This is a genomic window from Lysinibacillus odysseyi 34hs-1 = NBRC 100172 (assembly GCF_001591965.1).
In the GTDB taxonomy this organism is placed as follows: Bacteria; Bacillota; Bacilli; order Bacillales_A; family Planococcaceae; genus Lysinibacillus_B; species Lysinibacillus_B odysseyi.
This window is the reverse complement of record NZ_BCVX01000018.1, coordinates 40,220-56,215: the sequence shown is the minus strand read 5'-3', so window position 1 is coordinate 56,215 and position 15,996 is coordinate 40,220. Positions and strand designations below refer to the sequence as shown.

The window sequence follows — 15,996 nt, the reverse complement described above, 5'->3', positions numbered from 1 at the left end:
ACGGTCATTCGCCGGTCATCGTGCTGCGAAAGAGCACCGATGGTAGTTAGGGGCGCCCCCTGTGAGAGTAGGACATCGCTTCGCAATCAGAGCCCAATCTTAACGGATTGGGTTTTTTGTTTACAAAAAAGCTCCCAACAACCAAACACCGAAGGTGAGCCCGGCGCGTAAACCAAAGGATTCATTTTAACTAAGGAAATCAAAGGATACGATATGAATTCCCCGAGCATTGGGAGGACCTGCGATGGTAGTTGGAGGTGCCCCTGTGAGAGTAGGATATCGCTTCGCTAGTAGAATTCAGTCTATTAAGATTGATTTTTTTGTAAAAATAGCCTATAACCCTTCGACTACTTGTAAAAAAGTATAATTTACTATATAGCAATTATAAAAAGGAATATCATAGTAACCGTATAATTAAATAATAGAAACTATAGAAAGATATTTATATAATAGTGAAAACAAATATAAAAAGGGGGAAGTCATGAAGCTATTACTTATACGTCATGGCCAATCAGAGGCAGATTTGTTAAATGTCTATGAAGGAAGAGCAGATTTTTCATTAAGCAGATTAGGAAGAGAACAGGCAACAAAGCTAGCTCAATTCCTTATCACCCGTTATGATGTAGAACAAATCATTGCGAGTCCATTAAAGCGCGCCGCCCAAACATCGGAAATTATAAACTCAGTATATAACTGTGGCGTTATATTTAAAGAGAAGCTAATGGAATTTAATAATGGAATATTGGCCGGAATGGATAGAGAGCAGGCAAACGAAATATATCCTCTTCCACGGGGCGGACGTCCTCTAACAAAAGCAATTATGCATGGCGAATCTGCGCTCGAATTCCGCCAGCGTGTAGAATTTGCTTACCATGAAATAATGGATACATATAAAGAAGCGGCATGCATTGCCATTGTTGCCCATGGAGGGACAATCAATCATTTGTTAAATATTTTACTGAGAAATGATATAACATCACCATTCATTTTTACTACTGGAGATACAGGATATCATGAAATTGATTATAATCATGAAAAAATTATTGTCCGGTTATTAAATAATCAGAGGCATTTATAGTTTTCTAAATGTATTGAGTTACCTTTTATTGCTTCTACACAATTATTCGGAAAAATGATACTGTACTACAAGTTCTAAAGATACGCCTTGAAGTTTCTTCATTCTTATGTTTCTGCAAGATTTTAAGATAGGCTCCAAGCATTTCAGCCGTCTTCATTTTTACTGCCACATATAGCTCATCTTAACTATGTTAATAACAAACTTTACAAAAAGTTTCTTTTTAGATTACGGATATTCTCAACAGTTGGTTTTCCCCCTTGTAAATTCTATAATAAAGAAAGAACAAGGAACGGAGTGAAATGAAATGAAAAGTGAAAGACCACTTGTAGAGGCCCTACAAAAGTTTGTAGAAAAAGAACCGTATTCTCTACATGTTCCCGGACATAAAAATGGGCGTCTTTCAACGTTGCCGAAAGAAATAAAAAAGGCATTAATTTATGATGTGACAGAGTTATCTGGACTTGATGATTTTCATCATCCAGAAGAAGCAATTGATACAGCGCAAAAACTTCTGGCGGAAACATATGGAGCTGATCGCAGCTTTTTTCTTGTAAATGGGTCTACAGTGGGGAATTTAGCTATGGTCTATGCTGTATGCCAACAGGGAGATACAATTTTAGTACAGCGAAATGCGCATAAATCAGTCTTCCATGCAATAGAATTAGTTGGTGCCAAACCAGTCTATCTAGCACCTGAGTGGGACGACCATACGAGATCGGCTGGTGTAGTTCCACTTGAAACGATAAAAGAAGCATTAAGAGAGTATCCCGAAGCGAAGGCTCTCTTTCTTACCTATCCAACCTATTACGGGGTAGTTGCAAAGGATTTGCGGGAACAGATTGAACTTTGTCATGCACAGCAAATCCCTGTGTTAGTAGACGAGGCCCATGGTGCACATTTTACCGCAAGCAAAGAATTTCCTATATCAGCTCTTGAGTTGGGCGCAGATATAGTGGTGCATTCTGCTCATAAGACGCTTCCGGCCATGACAATGGCTTCCTTTATGCATATTAAATCCAAGTTTGTCTCCGATCAGAAGGTCAACCATTATCTACGCATGCTGCAATCAAGCAGCCCTTCCTATCTACTTCTTGCTTCCCTAGATGATGCAAGGCATTATATTAGTAAGTATAAGGAAAGTGATGCAGTATACTGTTTAGAAAGGCGAAAGCAATGGATAGAAGCACTGGAATCAATCCCCGAATTGGAACTTATTGAAGCTGATGATCCATTAAAGGTATGCATTCGGATGACAGGCTATACAGGGATAGAGCTAAAAGAAGCGATGGAGGAAAATTTAATATATCCTGAGCTGGCAGATATAGACCAGGTATTGCTAGTGCTGCCCTTGCTGAAGCACGGAGATTTGTATCCTTATGCAGAGATAAGAATAAGGATGAAACAAGTGGTAACCCAATTGAAAATGAAAAAGGGTAGTGGACAGCCACAAATGGGTAAACAATATAAAATGGCTTCTATTATTACCCCTAATGCCACATTCGCGGAGATAGAAGCGAAGGAAAAAGAATGGATTCCCTATATGCGGTCTATGGGCCGGATAGCAGGTGGTATGCTCATTCCTTATCCTCCAGGCATTCCTTTATTTGTCCCCGGAGAAAAGATTACTGTTTCGAAATTGAGCCAGCTTGAAGAGCTATTAGCTATCGGTGCTGCTTTTCAGGGAGAGCATCGTTTGGAAGAGCGTTTAATTCAAGTACTAAAGTAGTTGTTGGAGGAATATAGAAAATGGTAAGAAATATATTTATTACATTTGAAGGCCCAGAGGGAGCAGGAAAAACTTCTGTTTTAAAAGAAGTTACCAAGCGGCTGGAGAATGCACATATGGAATTTTTAGCGACACGTGAACCGGGTGGAATTAGGATTGCAGAAGAAATTAGAGAAATCATTTTGAATCCAGCAAATACGGAAATGGACGCTCATACAGAGGCTTTATTATATGCTGCAGCACGTAGCCAGCATTTACATGAGAAAGTAGAGCCGGCATTGCAGGCCGGAAGAGTGGTACTCTGTGACCGATTTATTGACTCTTCGCTTGTTTATCAGGGAATAGGACGTGGCTTAGGGGTAGAAAAAGTAAGGGCCATTAATGAATTCGCAATAGGAAGAAGGATGCCCGATAAAACAATTCTTTTTGATTTAGAGCCTTCTATTGGTTTAGCACGCATTGAGGCGAACCGGAAAAATGAGATGAACCGGTTGGATGTAGAAAGCCTTGCATTCCATGAGAAGGTGCGAGCTGGCTATTTACAGCTGGCAAAGGAAGAGCCGGAACGTATCATTCTTATTGATGCAAACCGCCCCTTAGATGAAGTAGTAGAAGAGGTTTGGTTGATAGTAAAAAGTTTGATAGAGGAAAAGTAAATGAAGTAAGTAAGAGTAATATGATATAATGGTAACACCATTCAACTGAAAGGATGAGGGCGAATGAAATTAGTCGTAGCAGTTATTCAAGATCAGGATAGTAATCGTTTATCAAATGCTTTAACGAAATATAATTTTCGTGCAACAAAATTAGCGAGTACAGGTGGATTTTTACGTTCGGGAAATACAACTTTTTTAGTTGGTGTTGATGATGAACGTATTCCGCAACTACTTGATGTAATTCGAGACAATTGCCGTTCGCGTGAGCAGATGGTAGCGCCGGTATCTCCATTGGGAGGAAGTGCAGATTCGTACATTCCTTATCCGGTTGAAGTGGAAGTTGGGGGAGCGACTGTGTTCGTATTGCCAATTGAACAGTTCCACCAGTTCTAAGATGGAGGTGGATTTTTAAGTGAAGATTAATCGTGATATGCGTGTCGGTTTCCAGAACCAAAATGAGGTGAGACAAACAAACCAGAACGGCAGCCGTTTTGGTGATATGGTCATAAAACAAGGTTCGAAAATGGAAACAGAGCAGCTGACACGTCTTCTAGGTGATATTTCCGCCGCTGGGGAAAGGGTGGCCCGTTCGCGGAACCTGCGCGAATTGACACGTTTTAAGATGCTGGTAAAACGCTTTCTGCAGGAAGCGGTAAACCACGGCTTGGAAATGAAGCAATCCCATACCTGGAATCGTTTTGGCGAGGGACGCCGCTTAAAAATTGTGGAGACAGTGGATGAGCGTCTTGTAGAACTTGCCAGCGATATTTTAGATGAAGAAAAAGAAACGATTGATTTATTAGATAAAATAGGTGAAATTAAAGGCTTATTAATTAACCTATACATGTAACCCCGTGTCTTTGTCGTGTATGTAGACACGGGATTTTTTCTAAAGGAATAGTGCTTGTATTGCATGAAGCAAGAAAGAGCTCTTCTATTGAGGCGAAAAGGTGAGTTGAAATGGTACGAAAAGTGGATGAGTTACAATTGGTTCAGCCGATTGTAATGAAGCAGCTTCAGACAATTTATGAAAAGAACAGAATGGCACATGCCTATATATTTGACGGCGAAAAAGGGACAGGAAAGCGCGATGTCATGACTTTTTTCGTGAAGCTTCTCCTATGCGAGCATCCGGCAGGTAACGTTCCATGTGAAACATGCCGTCACTGTATACGGGTTGATTCTGGAAATCACCCCAATGTAAAGCAGGTAGAGCCTGAGGGACAGTTTATTAAAATTGACCAAATTCGTGATTTAATTGCAGAAATGATGATGACAGGTGTGGAGAGTGGACGTAAAATTTACATTCTGCATCATGCTGATAAATTAAATACTGCTTCAGCAAATATGCTGTTAAAATTTTTAGAGGAGCCTGACGGGGAAGTGACCGCTATTCTATTAACGGAGCAAATCCAAAGTATTTTACCGACGATCCGCTCCAGATGTCAGCATATAAAATTTTCTAAGGTACCTCGACAAATTTTAATGGAACGCCTTATGGAGCAGGGAGTCACCCATTCGATGGCTTCCACGGTAAGTATGGTGACAAATGAATTTGAAACTGCCCTGGCCCTCACAAACGAAGAGCAATTTGCACATGCGAGAAAAACAGTGTTAAAATTAGTGGAGATAGTCAAAAGTAATGTGCATGAAGCTTTGCTTTTAGTACATGAAGAATGGCTTCCTTCATTTAAAGAAAAAGCGGAGATAGAACAAGCATTAGACTTACTACTGTTTGCTTACCGTGATATCGTGGCAATCAAGGCCAACCCTGATGCTGCCTGCACATATCCAGATATGCTGCATGTCTTTAAGGAAATGGCCCTGCATACAACGTACGAGCGATTATCGAGTCAAATGCAAGCAGTTTTACAAGCACGAGCGAACCTGCAGCGCAATATGAACCGAACGCTATTAATGGAGCAGCTAATGCTAAATTTGCAGGAGGGGTATACATTTGTATAATGTAGTAGGAGTCCGCTTTAAAAAAGCGGGTAAAATATATTATTTTGATCCGGCTGCTTACATACTGGAAGTTGGGGAGTATGTAATCGTCGAAACGGCGCGTGGTATAGAATACGGGAAAGTTGTCGTTCCCATCCGTCAAGTGGATGAAAATGATGTAGTGCTGCCGCTTAAACAGGTAGTACGGCCAGCCGATGAAAGAGACCGAATTCAGGTAGAAGAAAACTTGGCGGAATCCAAACGCGCGTTTGAATTAGCGAGTACAAAAATTATTGAACATACTTTAGAAATGAAGCTTGTCGATGTAGAGTATACGTTTGACCGTAACAAAATTATTTTTTATTTTACAGCAGAAGGCCGTGTTGATTTCCGGGAGCTTGTAAAAGATTTAGCCTCTATTTTCCGTACCCGTATCGAATTACGGCAAATCGGTGTACGAGATGAAGCAAAACTTTTAGGCGGGATTGGTCCATGCGGTCGTATGCTTTGTTGTTCCACATTTTTGGGGGATTTTGATCCAGTATCGATCAAAATGGCGAAGGATCAAAATCTATCGCTTAACCCAACCAAAATTTCAGGCCTTTGCGGCCGTTTAATGTGCTGCTTGAAATATGAGAATGATGATTACGAGCTTGCTAAAGAAGGCATGCCCGACATTGGTGACATAACAATGACACCGGATGGTCAGGGAAAAGTAATTGGCCTTAACATTCTCGAACGTTTAATTCAGGTTTACTTGCAGGAGCAGGAGCGTACTGCCGAATATTCTCTCGAAGAATTATTGAAATATGAAAAAAATCTTATATAGATAGAAACTTAATGAGGTGGCTTGAGTGAAGGACCGTAATTTTTTAGATACTGTTATGGAGTTCGAACAGCAGCTCGAATCAATGCAGCAACAGTTTGTTGACCTGAAGCGGTTTGTTGCGCATATGATGGAGGAACATCAGACACTTCAAACGGAAAACCTTCATCTAAGAAAGCGTCTAGAAGAGCTTTTATCTAAGGAGCAGCCCACTGTTAAGCAAAAGAAGAAGGGCAATTCTTTAGATATTGGGGAAGGATACGATAACTTGGCCCGCCTTTATCATGAAGGGTTCCATGTTTGTCATGTTCATTTTGGAAGCTCACGTAAGGGTGAGGATTGCTTGTTCTGTTTATCATTTTTAAATAAAGAAAATAGTTGATGAAGAGGCTGCTTCCTTAAAGGGGAGGTCAGTCTTTTCTTTTGGAGGAATGATGATGAATGAATGAATGGTTAAAGGAAGATGAGCGCCTGGATTATTTATTAGCTGAAGATTTACGGATTATTCAAAGCCCATCTGTTTTTTCATTTTCATTGGATGCAGTCTTATTATCCCGTTTTGTTAGCGTACCAAAACGTGGAGCAGTAGTAGACCTGTGTTCAGGCAATGGGGCAATTCCGCTGTTTTTGAGTGCCCGTACGAAAGCAGAGATTATTGGGGTGGAGCTGCAGCCACGTTTATATGATATGGCATGCAGAAGCATAGGCTATAACCAGCTGGAACATCAAATTAACATGGTGCTTGGCGATGTAAAAGAAGTACCGAATACTCTTGGGGTAGAAAAATATGATGCTGTAACATGCAACCCTCCTTATTTTCTTGCGCATGAATTGAGCGATAAAAATATAAGTGAGTACCATGCGATTGCAAGACACGAGCTTCATCTAACATTGGAAGAGGCCGTACATTCTGCCGGCCGTTTATTGAAACAAGGGGGCAAGGCAGCATTTGTTCATAGACCCAGCAGGCTATTGGACATTGTGACAGCTATGCGTGCAAACCGATTAGAGCCCAAAAGGATGCAGCTTATTTATCCAAAGCGTGGAAAAGAGGCCAATACACTGCTGATTGAAGGCATCAAGGATGGTAAACCGGATTTAAAAATTTTACCTCCACTTTATGTGTATGAGGACAATAATGAATATACAGAAGAGATACGAGCGATTCTGTATGGAGAATAGGCATTATTTTTATGTAGTAAAATGCCGGGACAATACATTGTATGCTGGTTATACAAATAATCTTGAAAAGCGCATAGCCGTGCACAATGCAGGAAAAGGGGCAAAATATACGAGGGCCCGTACTCCGGTAACATGTGTGCATTATGAAATATTTGAAACGAAACAAGAAGCAATGCAAAAGGAGTATGCGTTTAAACAATTAGGACGCAAGCGAAAATTGGAGTATATAAGGAGCAAAGCACATGAAATCACAGAAAAGCAGCCAATATGAAACAGGCAGTTGTTTATATCTTGTCGCAACACCGATCGGCAATCTTGAAGATATGACAGTCCGTGCATTGCGTATTCTAAAAGAAGTCGATATGATTGCAGCCGAGGATACACGTAATACACGTAAACTTTGCAATTATTTTGATATTACTACCCCACTGACTAGCTATCATGATCATAATCAGGAAATCGGCGGGGAAAAGCTGCTTTCCCTTTTACGGGATGGAAAATCGGTAGCACTAGTAAGTGATGCCGGACTGCCTTGTATTTCAGATCCGGGGACAGATATTGTTGAAAAGGCGCTTGCTGAAGGGTTTGCTGTTGTGCCGGTACCGGGCGCCAATGCAGCCTTGACAGCCCTCATTGCTTCAGGGTTAAATCCACAGCCGTTTTACTTTTTCGGTTTTTTAAACCGCAATAAAAAGGAGCGCCGTCTTCAGTTGGAAAGTTTGGCGAAGCGGGAAGAGACACAGCTTTTTTATGAAGCACCACACCGTTTGAAGGATACATTAAAAGACATGCAGCTAGTGCTTGGAAACCGCCGTATCGTCTTGGCACGTGAATTAACGAAGAAGTTTGAAGAGTTCCTGCGAGGCACGATAGAAGAAGCCATTATATGGTCGGAAGGAAATGAAATCAGAGGAGAGTTTGTAATAGTTGTTGAGGGAAATACTTCAGGTGAATTAGAGGAAGAAGAGCAGCTATGGGCCTCAATGACAATTATTGAACATGTGGACTATATAATAGAAGAAACTCAGGTCAATTCTAAGGAAGCAATTAAAGAAGTTGCTAAATTACGGGGAGTGCCTAAAAGAGATATATATAATGCCTATCATCATAAAGAATAGGAAAGTGCCCTTCATATAATGTATAATACATTCCAAATAAATTCCTAAACAAAATAGACCAAATTATTTTATCTGCAAGAGGAGGCTATATTAGAAGCGGTAATACCTTTAATAGAGCCTCTTTTCATAATAAATAACAGCTATAGAATACTGCTTCTGAGATGGTCATATTCATATAACACTATCCTCATCAAAAAGGAGGCGTCCTAGAAAAACTTCTTGGACACCTCCTTTTCAAATACTTAAATTATTTTTTTAAGTTATTTTGGATTTCTTTCATTAACATTTCTGCGCCTTCAGGGCTTAAAATTAATTTGCCCCCTACAAGGCGGAAATTGTCATCTGATACCTCACCTGTTACAGCGCAAGTCATGTTAGGCATGTATTTTTTTAGGATGATTTTATCATCATCAACATAAATTTCTAACGCATCTTTTTCAGCAATCCCTAATGTACGACGAAGCTCGATCGGGATAACTACACGACCTAACTCATCGACTTTACGAACAATACCTGTAGATTTCATGATAATATTTTCCTCCTAGTTTGGTGTTATGATAATTCGTCAAAATTCGACATCAATTCCTTGTCTATGATAAATCATACCAAGTAATACCATAAACGTCAATAAATTAGTACTGAAATTAGGATATTAATGTGAAATTTTTAATCAAAATCTGCAATTAAAACAACAAAAGTAAAGATTTTTACTATCATTAACCTTTTTTAGACTAAATATTCAAATAAAGGCTAAACTTATGTTGTGGTTATTTTTCGACAAAATACAATCTCAATAATCTTTCATTGAAACGAATTTACGACTTCGTTAGAATAGAAACTATACTGTGAAACAAATGGAGGCAGTTCTAGTGAGCGAACAAAAAACATTCTATATAACAACACCTATTTACTACCCGAGTGGCAAGTTCCATATCGGTACAGCCTATACGACGGTCGCATCTGATACAATGGCACGATATAAGCGTATGCGCGGTTATGATGTGCGCTTTTTGACAGGGATGGATGAACATGGTCAGAAAATCCAGGAGAAAGCCCAAGAGGCAGGAAAGCATCCTCAAGAATACGTAAATGAGATTGCAGATGCTGCTAAAAAACTTTGGTCTCTTATGGATATATCCTATGATGACTTTATTCAAACCACAGAAGAGCGCCATATCAAGAGTGTTGAACAAATTTTCACACATTTTCTAGAAAATGGTGACATTTATAAAGGTGAATATGAAGGACTTTATTGTGTGCCATGTGAGTCCTACTATACCGAAACACAATTAGTTGACGGTAAATGTCCTGATTGTGGCCGTGATGTACAAACCGTTAAAGAAGAATCTTACTTCTTTAATATGAAAAAATATGCGGATAAATTACTTCAATATTATGAAGAGAATATTGAATTTATTGAGCCGGAGTCTCGTAAAAATGAAATGATCAATAACTTCATTAAACCAGGTCTTGAAGACTTATCTGTTTCTCGAACTTCCTTCGATTGGGGAATTAAAGTCCCTGGTGATCCGAAGCATGTTATTTACGTGTGGGTAGATGCTCTATCCAACTATATTACGTCACTGGGCTACGGCTCTGACAATGAAGAACTATTTAATAAATACTGGCCGGCCGATGTTCATGTTGTCGGAAAGGATATTGTGCGGTTCCATACAATTTACTGGCCGATTTTCCTTATGGCCTTAGATTTACCATTACCGAAAAAAGTATTCGCCCATGGCTTCATAATGATGAAAGATGGAAAGATGTCAAAATCAAAAGGAAATGTTGTATATCCGGAAATGTTAGTAGAGCGCTACGGTTTGGATGCAACCCGTTACTTCCTGCTACGTGAGCTTCCGTTCGGTTCGGATGGTGTATTTTCACCTGAATCATTTGTAGAGCGGACGAATTTCGATTTAGCAAATGATTTAGGGAACTTATTGAACCGTACTGTTTCTATGATGAACAAATACTTTGATGGGGTCATTCCGTCAGAAAATCTGGAGCAGACAGAATTTGATGCCACATTAAAAGCATTTGCAGAAAATGTGCGTATTAAATATGAAGAAAGTATGGAAAAAATGCAATTTAGTGTAGTGTTAGCAGAATTATGGACACTTGTTTCCCGTACAAATAAATACATTGATGAAACTTCACCATGGGTATTGGCGAAAAATGAGGAAGATCGTCCAAAATTAGCGTCAGTAATGGCTAATTTGGCAGAAAGTTTACGTCATATTGCAGTAATGTTACAGCCGTTTATGACTTCTGCGCCAAAACAAATTGCTGAGCAGCTTGGACTACAAGAAAATCTGCTAAAGTGGGATTCCATTGCCACGTTCGGAAATGTTATTCCAGCAAACACAAAAGTGGTAGAAAAAGGGATACCTATTTTCCCGCGTTTGGATGCAGAGGAGGAAATTACCTACATTAGAGAGCAGATGCAGGCAAGTGTAAAAACACCGCAGGAAGAGCCGAAAAAGGAAGTTATAGAAACACCCGAAATGCCGGAAATAACAATTGATGATTTTATGAAGATTGATTTGCGAGTAGCTACGGTCACTGCCTGTGAACCGGTACCAAAGGCAAATAAATTACTAAAGCTTCAAGTCGACCTTGGGTTTGAGCAGCGTCAAGTCGTCTCTGGGATTGCGGAATACTATAAGCCTGAAGAGCTCGTAGGAAAGAAAGTAATTGTGGTAGCAAATCTAAAGCCGGTCAAGCTTCGCGGGGAGTTATCGCAAGGTATGATTTTAGCGGGCTCTCAAGATGGTGTGTTAACATTAGCTACCGTTGATCCGAAACTTGAAAATGGGGCAAAAGTAAAATAAACGTAATTAGCAGCGAGCCTCTTTCTAAATTTAGAGTTGTTAAGACATTCCCCTCTTTCAAATAGTGGAAAGAGGCCAATAGCTGGAGCATTTATAAGAAGCCTGTTGAACATGGAAGATTCAGCAGGCTTCCTTTCATTTGACTGTATAGCAAAATATTATTTTGGAATAAAGAAAAATACCATTAAATTGAATAAAAGGGGGTACATACATCCTTCGTCAAATAGAGACATATAGAGAGTTTGTTACAAAATAGCTATAGAAGTAATATAAATGAAATATAGATGAAAAATAAGAAATAATTTAATCCATTACAATACGGAAGTAGGAGAAGATAATATGGCATCATATATCGATACACATGTACATTTAAACGCAGACCAATATGATGAAGATCTAAAAGAAGTTATTAATCGTGCACTTGAAGCGAAAGTAGAGAAAATGGTAGTAGTCGGCTTTGATCGTAAGACCATTGAACGGGCAATGAAGCTGATTGAAGAGTATGATTTTCTCTATGCTGTCATTGGATGGCATCCGGTAGATGCAATTGATTGTACGGATGAAGAACTTGAATGGATTGAAAAATTGGCAGCACACCCTAAAGTAGTAGGTATAGGGGAGACAGGACTTGACTATTACTGGGATAAATCACCAAAGGATATACAGCAATATTGGTTCCGCAAGCAAATACAGCTTGCACAGAAAGTTAATTTACCGATCATTATCCATAACCGTGATGCAACAGGCGATGTAGTGCGTATTTTACGAGAAGAAAATGCAGCATCTGTCGGCGGTATTATGCATTGTTATGGCGGAAGCGTAGAAACTGCCCGTGAATGTATCGGAATGAACTTTATGATTAGTCTCGGAGGACCGGTTACGTTTAAAAATGCAAGACAGCCTAAAGAGGTGGCGAAGGAAATTCCACTCGAGTATCTTTTAATTGAGACGGATGCACCCTATCTAGCACCTCATCCACATCGGGGCAAGCGAAATGAGCCCTCATTAGTGCCTCTTGTTGCCGAGGAAATTGCACGCTTAAAAGAGATATCTGTAGAAGAAGTAGCAACAATGACAACAAAAAATGCAAAACGTTTTTTCAAAATTAGTGACTAAATTGTGAACACGCCTCCAATACTGCTGTTGGAAAGGCTTGCAAGCTGTCGCTAGGTGACTGGAATATGCATTTATGTTGACAGCTTAAAACGGAGTCCGTATAATCCAACGAGTATTAAAGGAGGCGTTTTTTCATGTCAAATGACACCATGAAAAATCTGTTCTTTGGTTCATTGAGGAGTAAGCAAACAGCGGTAAGAATTTTCTCTCTTGTCCTGTTTGTAGCAATTATTGTATTTGTTTTATACCAGGGAACGAAGGATTCGGTTGTCATCAATGCAAACGGTGAACAGCTGGAAGTGGCAACACACGAAAAAACAGTTAAAGATGTATTGGCAGACCAAAACATCACTGTTTCAGAATATGATAAATTATCACCCTCACTGGATACCAAAGTTGTCAGCGGAATGACAATTGATTGGGAACAGGCTAAAGAAGTTACTATTTCAGTTGATGGAAATCAGTCAATTATTTGGACAACTGAAAAACGAGTGAAGAACATTTTGGAAGAGGCAAATATTGAAGTAGCAGAGCATGATGATATTTCACTTAGCTTAGATACAGAAGTAGGAGCAGATCACAAAATCGATATTCAAAAAGCGTTTCAGTTAACGCTTGTCGATGGTTTAGAAGAGAGACAAGTATGGTCCACTTCGACTACGGTCGCTAACTTTTTGAAACAACAAGGGATTACATTAGGCGAATATGATCGTGTCGGGAAAAAGATGGAGGAGGTTATCACTCCAGGCGATCGCATCGCAGTTGTTCGCGTAGAAAAGGTTACCGATGTAGTGGAAGAATCAATCGATTTCGCAGTTGAAAAGAAAACGGATTCTTCTTTGTTGAAGGGAAAAGAGAAAGTAGTCACAACGGGTAAAAAGGGTACTGTTGAACGTACGTTTGAAGTTGTGAAAGAGAATGGTAAGGTAGTGTCTAAGACATTGCAAAAGGAAAATGTCATGAAGGCGCCGACAAAGCAGGTTGTAGCAGTAGGAACAAAAGTGATCACAGCCAGTGTTTCACGTAGTAATTCATCTGCCCCTTCACAAGGCAAGGAATTTTATGTGACGGCAACAGCCTATACAGCAAGCTGCTCAGGCTGTTCAGGTGTCACAGCTACAGGGGTGAATTTAAAAGCAAACCCTTCTAGTAAAGTTATTGCTGTGGATCCAAGCATTATCCCATTAGGTTCAAAAGTATGGGTAGAGGGCTACGGCTATGCTATCGCTGCTGATACAGGCGGCGCTATTAAAGGTCATAAAATTGATGTATTTGTATCTTCCAAGTCCAAAGCGGCAAGCTGGGGGCGTAAAAAGGTGCGCATAAAAGTATTAAACTAGTTAATAGAATTCCAAAATGATCGGCTTTCCCGTTTTTGACTGGCGGGAAGGCTATTTTTATGTGAAAAATCAAGAGTGGAAGCATTCCTGAAACGATAATTTTTCCGTTATAGAAGATGGATGTACTGCTGCGGGAGGCTATCTGTATTCAGCGATCACTTTCTGATGGGTGGCATTCTGCTGGATGTGTTAAAATACGAAAAGAAGCTTTACGGAAAAGAGGACATACTTTGAATATAAAAGAAATCATTGTCGTCGAAGGCAAGGATGATACAACTGCCATCAAGCGTGCTGTTGGTGCTGATACAATTGAAACGAATGGATCTGCTATTTCTGAGGAAACACTACGGCGAATTGAGCATGCTCAAAAAAAGCGGGGTGTTATTGTATTTACAGACCCTGATTATCCGGGGCGCCGCATTCGGGCCATTATCGAAGAACGTATACCTGGTGTAAAGCACGCATTTTTAGCAAAGGAAAAGACAATCGCTAAAAACGGGCGGGGACTTGGCATTGAACATGCCAGTGACGAGGATATCCGCCACGCATTGCTACATGTTTATACAATCAATGCAGGGGAGCATTTTGAAGAACAGATTACCCTCGAAGATTTAATGCTGGCAAGACTAATCGGACACCCCCAGTCCAAAGAGCGTCGTAATAAGCTTGGCGAAATTTTAAATATAGGAATGACAAATGGAAAACAGCTGCACAAACGTCTTATTATGTTCCAGATTACAGTGGAACAATTTGGCGCTGCGGTTGCACAGCTAAATCAGGAGGAACAAGATGCATAAGGACATTGCAACACCAATTCGTACAAAGGAAATTTTAAATAAGTATGGCTTTTCTTTTAAAAAGAGCCTAGGGCAGAACTTTTTAATCGACCCGAATATTCTACGGAACATCGTAAGTCATGCCAATCTTACATCAGAAAGTGGAGCCATTGAGGTTGGTCCAGGGATTGGAGCACTGACCGAGCACTTGGCAAGAGCAGCAAAGAAAGTAGTGTCATTTGAAATTGACCAACGCCTTTTGCCTGTATTGGAGGATACATTAAGTCCTTACGATAATATAAAAATCGTGCATTCAGATGTTTTAAAGGCAGATGTGGCAAAGGTAATTGAGGTGGAAATGCCGGGTATCAAAGACATTATGGTCGTAGCGAATCTTCCCTATTACGTGACAACACCTATCTTAATGAAACTGCTCAATGACCGTCTGCCGATTCGAGGCTTTGTCGTGATGATGCAAAAGGAAGTGGCAGATCGTATTACTGCCAAGCCGGGTACGAAAGAATATGGTTCATTATCCATTGCTATCCAGTACTATTGTACGGCAGAAGTGGCAATGATTGTACCAAAGACCGTGTTTATGCCACAGCCGAACGTGGATTCAGCTGTCATCCGTCTGATAAGACATGACCAGCCGCCTGTGGAAGTCATAAATGAAGATTTCCTGTTTGAAGTAACACGCGCGTCCTTTGCCCAGCGGCGTAAGACAATTCTTAATAACCTACAATCAGGTATGCCAGATGGCAAAAAAAATAAAGAAGCTATTGTAGCGGCGCTTGAAAAAGTAGGAGTAGACCCTTCACGCCGAGGGGAAACACTTACAATTGAAGAGTTCGGCCGTTTAGCGGATGCCCTATATCCTATATTTTACAAACGTCAATAAATCGAACTTCCTAAAAAAAAATAATGTTTTTTTTAAGAAAAAAGTTGACGGAAATTATTCCATGGTGATAAAATATTATATTTTATTGACTCAACTGACTATTTGTGATATACTTTTATTTAGTGAGGTGTATGCGAAAATGCCAAAAACGTTAGCTGACATTAAAAAGTCGTTAGAGTGTCATTTGGGTAAACGTTTGCAATTACGAGCAAACGGGGGTCGCAAGAAAACGGTTGAGTGTGAAGGCGTACTGAGCGAAACTTATCGTGCAGTGTTCGTTGTAGAGCTTGATCAGGAAGATAATGCGTGCAAACGTGTGTCTTACAGCTACACAGATATCTTAACAGAAGCAGTAGAGATTACTTTTTTAGATGACACGGTTGCTGTCGCTAAATAGGGTTTAGTTTTTATCTTATATGTTTAATGGAGCACCCATATAAATGGGTGTTTTTCCTTTTTTTAAAGGTGTATAGACAAAGCATATTCACACATAATACAT

18 protein-coding genes are annotated in these 15,996 nt (G+C 40.0%); 17 read left to right on the top strand and 1 reads right to left on the bottom strand.

What is annotated here, in order from left to right:
- Nucleotides 1–481 precede the first annotated feature (481 nt).
- The 11 genes from BOD01S_RS21545 (at nt 482) to rsmI (ending at nt 8,530) form a co-directional block, all read left to right on the top strand.
- Nucleotides 482–1,078: a histidine phosphatase family protein gene (locus tag BOD01S_RS21545; protein WP_036150984.1), complete on the top strand. Its 597-nt coding sequence runs from the start codon at nt 482–484 to the stop codon at nt 1,076–1,078.
- 304 nt (nt 1,079–1,382) lie between these two features.
- Complete coding sequence (locus tag BOD01S_RS21540; protein WP_036150981.1) at nt 1,383–2,804, top strand: aminotransferase class I/II-fold pyridoxal phosphate-dependent enzyme; 1,422 nt, start codon at nt 1,383–1,385, stop codon at nt 2,802–2,804.
- Nucleotides 2,805–2,824: 20 nt separating this feature from the next.
- Nucleotides 2,825–3,460: a dTMP kinase gene (gene tmk / locus BOD01S_RS21535; RefSeq protein WP_036150979.1), complete on the top strand. Its 636-nt coding sequence runs from the start codon at nt 2,825–2,827 to the stop codon at nt 3,458–3,460.
- Between the two features lie 63 nt (nt 3,461–3,523).
- Nucleotides 3,524–3,853: a cyclic-di-AMP receptor gene (locus tag BOD01S_RS21530; RefSeq protein WP_036150977.1), complete on the top strand. Its 330-nt coding sequence runs from the start codon at nt 3,524–3,526 to the stop codon at nt 3,851–3,853.
- A gap of 19 nt (nt 3,854–3,872) precedes the next feature.
- Nucleotides 3,873–4,310, top strand: a complete 438-nt coding sequence (locus tag BOD01S_RS21525) for a YaaR family protein (RefSeq protein ID WP_036150975.1) — start codon at nt 3,873–3,875, stop codon at nt 4,308–4,310.
- A 110-nt stretch (nt 4,311–4,420) separates the two neighbouring features.
- Nucleotides 4,421–5,425, top strand: coding sequence for a DNA polymerase III subunit delta' (gene holB / locus BOD01S_RS21520; protein WP_036150972.1), 1,005 nt, complete (start codon nt 4,421–4,423; stop codon nt 5,423–5,425).
- Nucleotides 5,418–6,233 (top strand): PSP1 domain-containing protein, encoded by an 816-nt coding sequence (locus BOD01S_RS21515; protein WP_036150969.1) that lies wholly within the window; start codon nt 5,418–5,420, stop codon nt 6,231–6,233. The genes holB and BOD01S_RS21515 overlap by 8 nt, the downstream gene beginning before the upstream one ends.
- A gap of 25 nt (nt 6,234–6,258) precedes the next feature.
- On the top strand, nt 6,259–6,612 hold the full coding sequence (gene yabA, locus BOD01S_RS21510; protein WP_036150967.1) for a DNA replication initiation control protein YabA: 354 nt from the start codon (nt 6,259–6,261) through the stop codon (nt 6,610–6,612).
- A 59-nt stretch (nt 6,613–6,671) separates the two neighbouring features.
- The gene (locus tag BOD01S_RS21505) at nt 6,672–7,412 is read left to right on the top strand and encodes a tRNA1(Val) (adenine(37)-N6)-methyltransferase (protein ID WP_036150965.1); all 741 of its coding nucleotides are present in this window, start codon (nt 6,672–6,674) and stop codon (nt 7,410–7,412) included.
- Nucleotides 7,402–7,683: a GIY-YIG nuclease family protein gene (locus BOD01S_RS21500; protein WP_036150963.1), complete on the top strand. Its 282-nt coding sequence runs from the start codon at nt 7,402–7,404 to the stop codon at nt 7,681–7,683. The genes BOD01S_RS21505 and BOD01S_RS21500 overlap by 11 nt, the downstream gene beginning before the upstream one ends.
- On the top strand, nt 7,655–8,530 hold the full coding sequence (gene rsmI, locus BOD01S_RS21495) for a 16S rRNA (cytidine(1402)-2'-O)-methyltransferase (RefSeq protein ID WP_036150960.1): 876 nt from the start codon (nt 7,655–7,657) through the stop codon (nt 8,528–8,530). Before BOD01S_RS21500 ends, rsmI begins: the two co-directional genes overlap by 29 nt.
- A gap of 247 nt (nt 8,531–8,777) precedes the next feature.
- On the opposite strand, the gene BOD01S_RS21490 is transcribed toward rsmI, so the two are convergent.
- Nucleotides 8,778–9,056, bottom strand: coding sequence for an AbrB/MazE/SpoVT family DNA-binding domain-containing protein (locus tag BOD01S_RS21490; protein ID WP_036150958.1), 279 nt, complete (start codon nt 9,054–9,056; stop codon nt 8,778–8,780).
- A gap of 328 nt (nt 9,057–9,384) precedes the next feature.
- Here BOD01S_RS21490 and metG point away from each other — a divergent pair, with 328 nt between their 5' ends.
- From metG to veg, 6 genes are all read left to right on the top strand, one after another.
- A complete protein-coding gene (gene metG / locus BOD01S_RS21485; RefSeq protein WP_174523115.1) occupies nt 9,385–11,364 on the top strand; it encodes a methionine--tRNA ligase in 1,980 nt (659 codons plus the stop codon).
- Between the two features lie 339 nt (nt 11,365–11,703).
- Nucleotides 11,704–12,480: a TatD family hydrolase gene (locus tag BOD01S_RS21480; protein WP_036150954.1), complete on the top strand. Its 777-nt coding sequence runs from the start codon at nt 11,704–11,706 to the stop codon at nt 12,478–12,480.
- A gap of 134 nt (nt 12,481–12,614) precedes the next feature.
- A complete protein-coding gene (locus BOD01S_RS21475) occupies nt 12,615–13,820 on the top strand; it encodes a G5 and 3D domain-containing protein (RefSeq protein ID WP_036150952.1) in 1,206 nt (401 codons plus the stop codon).
- A 230-nt stretch (nt 13,821–14,050) separates the two neighbouring features.
- Nucleotides 14,051–14,617: a ribonuclease M5 gene (gene rnmV / locus BOD01S_RS21470; protein WP_036150949.1), complete on the top strand. Its 567-nt coding sequence runs from the start codon at nt 14,051–14,053 to the stop codon at nt 14,615–14,617.
- Nucleotides 14,610–15,497: a 16S rRNA (adenine(1518)-N(6)/adenine(1519)-N(6))-dimethyltransferase RsmA gene (gene rsmA, locus BOD01S_RS21465; protein ID WP_036150947.1), complete on the top strand. Its 888-nt coding sequence runs from the start codon at nt 14,610–14,612 to the stop codon at nt 15,495–15,497. The genes rnmV and rsmA overlap by 8 nt, the downstream gene beginning before the upstream one ends.
- 139 nt (nt 15,498–15,636) lie before the next feature.
- Nucleotides 15,637–15,894 (top strand): biofilm formation stimulator Veg, encoded by a 258-nt coding sequence (gene veg, locus BOD01S_RS21460; protein ID WP_036150994.1) that lies wholly within the window; start codon nt 15,637–15,639, stop codon nt 15,892–15,894.
- Nucleotides 15,895–15,996: the final 102 nt, after the last annotated feature.